Below are 7,264 nucleotides of genomic sequence, written 5' to 3' on the forward strand. Positions count from 1 at the left end.
TCTTGGCTCATTTGCAGCTCGAAGGCGTATCTTTTCATCTTGCCGGCAGCGGCGGCCGCTTGCTCCAGCCACTGCTCGGCGGACGGAACTCCCTTGGCGGCCGTGGCCGGCGGAACCGGCTCGGCCTCTTTGTTCCCGGCGGCGCAGGACACGTGCAGCAGCGCCAACGCGCCGATAGCGATTGCGGATGCCACCTTGCGCCATGCCGCCGGCAGCGGATTGCTCCTCATCATTTGCCAACCTCCCGATACGGATAACGCTCTGACCGAATGCGCACAATGACCTCGAAGAGAGGAGGGATTGCCCATGGAAAACCAATCGCATAGAGGCAATTACAAAGGCACGACGCGCATGAAAGCGGAAAATCAGGACATGGCCTTCGTCAACGACACTTTGGAGAACACCAAATCCGTCGCCCCCGTGCCGAAAGCCAAGAAGAAAACCGACTGACTCAAGCCGCAACGCCCGCCCCCTGAAAACGAACGGCCCGGATATCCGGCATTCCGCCCGAGGCGGCCTCCGTATATCCGGGCTGTTGCGCGTCCTTCTGCCCTTAGCTTATCCAGCAGGGCGAAGATCAACGCATCCGCCTTCGCCGCCCACAGAGGGAATAAATATTACATCCCGGGATTTTCCACCGGAACATCTCGGCGATTTCTGCGTCTAAATAAATACTTAACTGCAAGGAGGAATAGACGATGCGAAGCAAGTATCCGCTTCTGGCCGCGGTTCTTCTCGCTGTCCTATTGGCTGGCTGCGGAGCCAACGCCAATAAGAACGGGGCAACCGATGCTCCGATAACTTTCCCGCCCACCTCATCCTTGGGGAGCGAACCTACAATGATTGCGAGCGGAGAGCCGTCAGCCGAACCGAGCGGCGAGACCCCGTCTTCGAATAACGAGCAGCCCTCCGATGCCCGAGTCAAGGAGCTTGCGCTCGAAACCGTCGGTTACTTGAGGGAAAGAGACCTCGGCTCTCTGATCACCTTGATCGATCCGGACAAAGGCGTGCGCTTCTCTCCGTATCCTCACGTGAACGTCGATACCGACCTCGTGTTCAAGCCGGACGAATTCCCGACCTTCAAGGATATGAACAAGCTGAAGTGGGGCGAGGCGGACGGCAGCGGAGATCCGATCGAGCTTACTTTCAGAGACTATTACGAGCAGTTCGTCTATACGAAGGATTTCGCGGATGCCCCTCAAGCGAACGTCAACCGCATCGCGGGCACGGGCAATGCGCTGTTCAACGTTCCGGAGGTCTATCCCGGCGCTACTTACGTGGAATTCTACTTCCCCGGATTCGACAAGGAGCTGAACGGCATGGATTGGCAGAGCCTCGTGCTCGTATTCACGCCCGCCGGGGACGATTGGCATCTTGCCGGCATCGTTCACGGGCAATGGACGATCTGAATGACAATAAAGGTTGAACGGCCGGGACTTCTCCCTAACCGCTCAACCTTTTTTTCATGTTATACCGCCAACGCCTTGCCTTGCTCTCCCGAATTTCCGCCGCCGTACTCCTTGCGATACGCGATCAGGAAGTAGACGAACGTCATGACGGCGAACAGCGCGAAGAAGGCGAGCAGAATCAGCGCGTTATCCCACATGAAAGCATAATCCCCGCTGGAGATGACGGCTTTCAGACCGGATACCGAATAAGTCATCGGCAGCCACGAGCTCGTCGTCTGCAGCCAGCCCGGGATCAGTTCCAGCGGGAACGTGCCGGCCGAGCTCGTCAGTTGGAAGATCAGAATGACGATCGCGACGAACCGTCCCGGATGCTGCAGCACCGTAACGAGGAACTGAATCAGCGCCATGAAGGAGACGCTCGTCAGGATCGTAAACAGGAAGAACAGCGGCAGGCTCTGCACCTCCAAGCCCAATCCGTACAGCAGCACCAGGTCGGCGATGACCGCCTGAGCGACGCCGATCAGCACCATCGTCAGCAGCTTGCCGACGAACCAGCTCCAGCCGCTCGCCGGCCGGTTGGCCGGCTCCTTCACCGAATAGACGATCGTCAACAGCAGCGCCCCGACGAACAAACCAAGCGAGATGAAGTACGGAGCAAAGCCCGTTCCGTAGTTCGGAACTTCCGTCGACTTGACGACGTCGAGATTGACGGGATTCGCGAACATGTCGACGACGGTGTCGCCGCCGTTGATCCCCGCCGTCTTCTCGGCCGCTTCGCTGAGCTTGCTCGACAGCTCGCCCGTTCCGTCGGTCAGCTTCAGCAAACCTTCCGCCATCTGCTGCGCGCCTTCGTCCAGCTTGCCCGTGCCTTCCGCGAACTCCCCGACGCCCTTCTGCAAATCGCCGATACCCTGCTTAAGCTGTACAGCGCCTCCGTGCAGCTGCTGCGCCCCTGCCGCCAGATTCCGGCTTCCTTCCGCCGCTTCGCCCAGCTTGCCGCCGAGCTGCTCCAGGCCGCCCGCCAGCTGCGACGCGCCTTCTTTCAGCTTAACCGCGCCAGCCGCCAGTTGCTCCTGGCCTTTCTTGGCTTCGCCGAGACCTCCGGCCAACTGCTTGCTCGCCGCGATCAGACGCTGCATCGCCGCGTCCTCGGCCAGCTCGGGATGCGCCTCGGCGTACTGCGCCAGCCCGGCCGCCAGCTCGCCGGCCCCCGCTTCCAGCTTCGCGGCTCCCACCGCCGACTGGTCCAGCCCCGCGGCCAACTGCGATGCCCCTTGCTCCGCCTGCTTCGTGCCTTGCCCCAGCTGACCTCCGGCTTCCGTCAACTGGGCCAGGCCGCTCGCCAACGATCCGCCTCCCTGCTGCAAGTCGGCCAGCCCCTTCTCCAGCTTCGCGCTTCCGTCGGCCAGTTTGCCGACTCCGTTTCTCATCGTCAAGGAGCCCGAAGCGAGCTTGCTCAAATTTTGCTCCAGCAGCGTCGCCCCGTTCTTCGCGCTGTCCGTGCCGGCGGCGATCTCCGTCGCCCCTTCGCTGGCTTTGCTCAAGCCGTCCGCCAACGTCTCCAATTGCTCGAACACCGTGTGCGTATACGCCTTGGTCACTTCCTGGCTGAGCTCGGTTTTCATTTTCTCGATGGCCGTGTTTCCGATTTGAGCCGCCAGGAAGTTGTAGCTCTCGTTCGGCAGAAACCGGATTTGCGCCGGCGTCGGCTGATCGGTCGTCAGCGTCGCCGTATTTTTCGAGAAGTCCTCCGGAATTTCGATCGCCATGTAGTAGGCATTGTTCTTCAAGCCTTCCAGCGCTTCCGCCTCGTCCACGAACCGGTAGTCGAAATGCTTGCCTTCCTTCAATTTCTCGATAAAGTCCTGCCCGATATGCAGCTCCTCGCCCTCGCGCACCGTCCCTTGGTCCGAATTGACGACCGCGACCGGCAAGTCGACCAGCTTCCCGTACGGATCCCAGAAAGCTCCGAGGAACATGGCGCAATACAGCACCGGCACCGTCAGGATGGCGACTACCGGAATAAGCGCCTTCTTATTCCGGCCGATGCCGGACAACTCTTTCGCAAACTGCTTGATTCCTTTCACGAACAACACCCCTAATCATTATGACTATTTTGTTCATTTGGTCATTTTTCAGCAAAAAAAGAAGACAAGCCTCGTGGGACCTCACTCGTTGGCCAGTCCTCGCAACAGATACAATTGGAACAGCTCCGTAATCTTCTCCTTCTCCAGCGGCTCGTGGGCCGTCTGCCATTCCGACGCCAGCGCCAAGTACAGCTTCAGCATCACGAACGCCGTCACTTCCGGATCGCAGCGTTTCAATTCGCCCTTGTCGATCGCGGCCTGCACCTTGATCTGGATGTAGGACAGAATCGCGCTCTCCAGCCGGTTCAAGCCCTCCAGCGCCTTCGGCGTGCCGATGTCCCGGACTTCGTGGGCCATCTTGACCGCGAGCTGGTGCTTCTCCCTGAAGTCGAGAATCCGTCCGAAGACGCGGTTCAGATTGTCGAAGAAGGAGCCCGCCGGATCGTACTCGGCTTCCGCCACGCGCTTCATCTCTTGAATCAAGCTGTTCATGATCTCGTCGAACAGCTCCTCCTTGTTGTCGAAGAACGTGTAGATCGTGCCCTTGCCGACGTTCGCCAGCTTAGCCACCTGATCCATCGTCGTCGCCTTGTACCCGAATAAGGAGAAAGACTGCGCGGCCGCTTCCACGACCTGCTTCCTGCGATCGATCGCCATTCCCGCTCGCCTCCCTTGCCGCTAAGCCGACAAACTGACTAAAATTCATTTTCGGTCAATCGGTCAGAAAGTATCATATCACGTTCCGGATCGGTTGACAACAACCAAAAACGCCGCAGCTCCCGATAAGGGACAGCCAGCGGCGTTCTCGATTCCAACTTACAGTTGGTTTTGGATTTTCGCTTTCAGGGATTCCTTGCTTTGCAAGCCGACCATTTTGTCGACCGGTTGACCGTCCTTGAACAGGATCAGCGTCGGAATGCTCATGACGCCGAATTGGCTGGCCAGCTCAGGCTCTTCGTCCACGTTAACCTTCGCGATGTTCGCCGTTCCTTTCAATTCCTCGGCCAGCTCCTCCACGATCGGAAGCTGCATTTTGCAAGGTCCGCACCACGGCGCCCAGAAGTCAAGCAAGGATACGCCTTGCGCTACGTTCTCGCTGAAGTTGTCTTTCGTAACCACAACTGCCATAAGACATCTCTCCTATCCTTAATGTATAAGTTGATCCACCTATGATGATCGGGCCTTCTGAATGACCCGCTCCATCCCTTGTCGACCGAACGGACTACGCCTTCGCCATGGCGGTCAGCCTGGACAGCATCTGTCCGATCGTAATCGATTCGAAATACTTCTCAAGCTGCTGATCCGCGCCGCAGAACACCGCGTTCATCACCTCGCCCATGTTCGATCCGACCAGGCAGTCGGATTCGGGGTCCCCGCTGCACCATTTCGGCGCAAGCGAACCCGCGGCCAGGGCCCGATAAACGTCGGCCAGCGTCATGTCTCCCGGCTCCCGGGACAGCTTGTAGCCGCCGCCCGAGCCTTCGCGGGTATCCACGAAGCCATTCTTGCGCAAGCAGCTCATCACCTTGCGGACGCGCACCGGATTCGTGCATACGTTGGTCGCGATCTCTTCGCTGGAAGCCATTCCATCGGGGCGATGCGCCAAGAGGACCAAGCTGTGGACAGCTATGATAAACTCACTGTTCATTCCTTCAGCCTCCCCGGTGATTACTGTAATAATAACAGTTACAGTTGAGGCTGTCAATAGCCGCGCCCGCTCCGTATTATCCCCTGCCAAGCCCAGCTTCTATCCTCGGATGCGCGCGTTCGCGCTCCCTCTAGAAGTCGACATGGTCCGGGTCCTTGCCGAAGCGAAGGTTTTCGTTCAGCCCGTCGATGGCCACGACATCCTCCGGCTCCAGCTCGAAGCCGAACACGTCGGCGTTCTCGCGGATTCGCTCCGGTCTGGACGACTTCGGAATCGTCACGACTCCCAGCTGCAGCTGCCAGCGAATGAGGATTTGCGCCGGCGTTCTGCCGTACTTCTCGGCGAGCCGCGTTATGAGCGGCTGATCGAGTCTGCCCTGCATGAGCGGTCTCCACGATTCCAACTGAATGCCTTCCTTGCGGCAAAAGGCGAACAGCTTTTTCTGCGTCAGCAGCGGGTGCATTTCTACCTGGTTCACCATCGGCTTAATGCGGCAGCTTCCCATCAGATCCTCCAGATGAGAAATGTTGAAATTGCTGACGCCGATCGCCCTTATGAGCCCTTGCTCATACAGATCCTCCAGCGCCCGGTACGTTTCCTTGTATTGGCCGACGACGGGCCAGTGAACGAGGTACAGGTCCGCATAGTCCATGTCCAGCCTCTCCAGGCTTCTCTTGAAGGCGGCTATCGTACTATCGTAGCCCTGCTCGTCGTTCCACACCTTGGTCGTCACGAACACCTTCTCGCGCGGAACGCCCGAAGCCCGCACCGCCCGGCCTACGCTCCCCTCGTTCCCGTACAGAGAGGCCGTGTCGATGCCGCGGTATCCCGCCTGCAGCGCAGCCAGCACCGCATTTTCCGTTTCCTCGCCGTCCTTCGCCCTCCAGACGCCCAGCCCGAGCCGCGGCATCTGCGTCCCGTTCAGCAGCTCGACCGTCGAATCGATCGTCAGTTTCATCTTCGTCCTCCTCGTTGCTCGGTTGTCTTTTCCATAGTATCACGTTGCCTTTCAAACCGTACATTGAATCCGGCCGGACCGTCTGCCATACTAGGGGAAACAGACTCATTCCAATCCGAAGAGGTGTCCGCGATGAAAATAGACGTATATTCCGACATGGTATGTCCCTGGTGCAGAATCGGCAAAAAGAATATGAACGACGCGATCGACGCTTGGCAGGAGCAGACCGGCCAGGAGGTCGAAGTCAGCTACCACGCCTACCAGCTCGACCCGTCGCTGCCGCCGGAGGGACTGCCTTTCAACAGCGTCATGGAGAAAAAAATGGGCGGAGCGGAGCGGCTGCGTCCGATGCTTCAGCGGGTCACCGAGGCCGGCGCCAACGTAGGCGTCACCTTCCATTTCGACAAGGTGGAACGCATGCCGAACACGGTGCTGGCGCACCGGATCACCGCCCTGCTTCCTCAAGAGGACGAAGCGACCTGGATCGAGGCCGTTATGAAAGCTTACTTCGAGGACGGCCGGGACATCGCCAAGCTGGACGTTCTGCTCGACATCGCCGCCGAGCTCGGACTCGACGCCTCCGAAGCCCGGAAGCTGCTCGATAACGGGGAAGGCCAGGAGGACGTGGAGAAAGATATGGCTGCCGCGCAAGGCATCGGAATTACCGGCGTTCCTTTCTTCATCATCGACAACAAGTACGCCCTGTCGGGAGCTTATCCTTCTGCGCAGTTCCTTGAGGCGTTCAAGAAGATTGCCCAGGGCGGCTAATTCGGCCGGCGATTGCGGGTTGGTTTGCGGCGGCTATTGAGATTGTCGTTGCGGTCGTCATCGGGATTGACTTTGCGGCTGGCATCGGGATTGACGTTACGACCGTCATCGAGATGGTCATTGCGGCTGGCATCGGGATTGACGTTGCGACCGTCATCGAGATGGTCATTGCGGCTGCCGCTCAGGTTGTCCTCCGCCAGCATCTCGTCGGTCACGGCTCGAAGCGTCTCCAGGAACGCGTCGACCGTCCTCGTCCGCAAGTCGTTACGACGGGACAGAATATGGAAGCTCCGCCTGAAGGGAAGCCCTTCGGCGCGGAGCGGCTTCAAGGAGCCGAGCCCGAGCTCTTTGCGCAGCGCCCAGCGCGACAGCAGAGAGATGCCGAGCCCGGCTT

Annotated in this window: 10 protein-coding genes; 3 read left to right on the top strand and 7 right to left on the bottom strand. The window is 59.1% G+C overall.

All coding sequences use genetic code 11. The features are described 5' to 3' along the window. A partial coding sequence (locus tag ACESLM_RS30065; RefSeq protein WP_372638337.1) for a hypothetical protein occupies nt 1–233 on the bottom strand: 233 nt, incomplete at its 3' end. A 73-nt stretch (nt 234–306) separates the two neighbouring features. Here ACESLM_RS30065 and ACESLM_RS30070 point away from each other — a divergent pair. Next, a complete protein-coding gene (locus ACESLM_RS30070) occupies nt 307–450 on the top strand; it encodes a hypothetical protein (protein ID WP_198960668.1) in 144 nt (47 codons plus the stop codon). 389 nt (nt 451–839) lie between these two features. Next, on the top strand, nt 840–1,409 hold the full coding sequence (locus ACESLM_RS30075) for a hypothetical protein (RefSeq protein WP_372638339.1): 570 nt from the start codon (nt 840–842) through the stop codon (nt 1,407–1,409). Between the two features lie 59 nt (nt 1,410–1,468). Here ACESLM_RS30075 and ACESLM_RS30080 read toward each other — a convergent pair whose 3' ends face one another. From ACESLM_RS30080 to ACESLM_RS30100, 5 genes are all read right to left on the bottom strand, one after another. Continuing rightward, entirely contained in the window at nt 1,469–3,496 is a 2,028-nt protein-coding gene (locus ACESLM_RS30080) for a YhgE/Pip family protein (protein WP_372638341.1), read from the bottom strand. A gap of 81 nt (nt 3,497–3,577) precedes the next feature. Continuing rightward, a complete protein-coding gene (locus tag ACESLM_RS30085; protein ID WP_372638343.1) occupies nt 3,578–4,153 on the bottom strand; it encodes a TetR/AcrR family transcriptional regulator in 576 nt (191 codons plus the stop codon). Nucleotides 4,154–4,312: 159 nt separating this feature from the next. After that, nucleotides 4,313–4,624, bottom strand: coding sequence for a thioredoxin (gene trxA, locus ACESLM_RS30090; RefSeq protein ID WP_372638345.1), 312 nt, complete (start codon nt 4,622–4,624; stop codon nt 4,313–4,315). Between the two features lie 94 nt (nt 4,625–4,718). Next, complete coding sequence (locus tag ACESLM_RS30095) at nt 4,719–5,144, bottom strand: RrF2 family transcriptional regulator (RefSeq protein WP_372638347.1); 426 nt, start codon at nt 5,142–5,144, stop codon at nt 4,719–4,721. A gap of 130 nt (nt 5,145–5,274) precedes the next feature. Next, the gene (locus ACESLM_RS30100) at nt 5,275–6,102 is read right to left on the bottom strand and encodes an aldo/keto reductase (RefSeq protein ID WP_372638349.1); all 828 of its coding nucleotides are present in this window, start codon (nt 6,100–6,102) and stop codon (nt 5,275–5,277) included. Between the two features lie 132 nt (nt 6,103–6,234). Here ACESLM_RS30100 and ACESLM_RS30105 point away from each other — a divergent pair, with 132 nt between their 5' ends. Next, the gene (locus ACESLM_RS30105) at nt 6,235–6,870 is read left to right on the top strand and encodes a DsbA family oxidoreductase (protein WP_094046433.1); all 636 of its coding nucleotides are present in this window, start codon (nt 6,235–6,237) and stop codon (nt 6,868–6,870) included. Here the strand turns inward: ACESLM_RS30105 and ACESLM_RS30110 are convergent. After that, nucleotides 6,867–7,264: LysR substrate-binding domain-containing protein (locus ACESLM_RS30110; protein WP_372638351.1), on the bottom strand; the 398-nt coding region annotated here is incomplete at its 5' end. The genes ACESLM_RS30105 and ACESLM_RS30110 overlap by 4 nt on opposite strands.

This window comes from Cohnella sp. (assembly GCF_041641335.1).
In the GTDB taxonomy this organism is placed as follows: Bacteria; Bacillota; Bacilli; order Paenibacillales; family Paenibacillaceae; genus Cohnella.

Bases quoted from the DNA above. Each gene is read 5' to 3' on its own strand.
- ACESLM_RS30070 (WP_198960668.1), top strand. From the start codon at position 307: ATGGAAAACCAATCGCATAGAGGCAATTACAAAGGCACGACGCGCATG.
- ACESLM_RS30075 (WP_372638339.1), top strand. From the start codon at position 840: ATGATTGCGAGCGGAGAGCCGTCAGCCGAACCGAGCGGCGAGACCCCG.
- ACESLM_RS30085 (WP_372638343.1), bottom strand. From the start codon at position 4,153: ATGGCGATCGATCGCAGGAAGCAGGTCGTGGAAGCGGCCGCGCAGTCT.
- trxA (WP_372638345.1), bottom strand. From the start codon at position 4,624: ATGGCAGTTGTGGTTACGAAAGACAACTTCAGCGAGAACGTAGCGCAA.
- ACESLM_RS30095 (WP_372638347.1), bottom strand. From the start codon at position 5,144: ATGAACAGTGAGTTTATCATAGCTGTCCACAGCTTGGTCCTCTTGGCG.
- ACESLM_RS30100 (WP_372638349.1), bottom strand. From the start codon at position 6,102: ATGAAACTGACGATCGATTCGACGGTCGAGCTGCTGAACGGGACGCAG.
- ACESLM_RS30105 (WP_094046433.1), top strand. From the start codon at position 6,235: ATGAAAATAGACGTATATTCCGACATGGTATGTCCCTGGTGCAGAATC.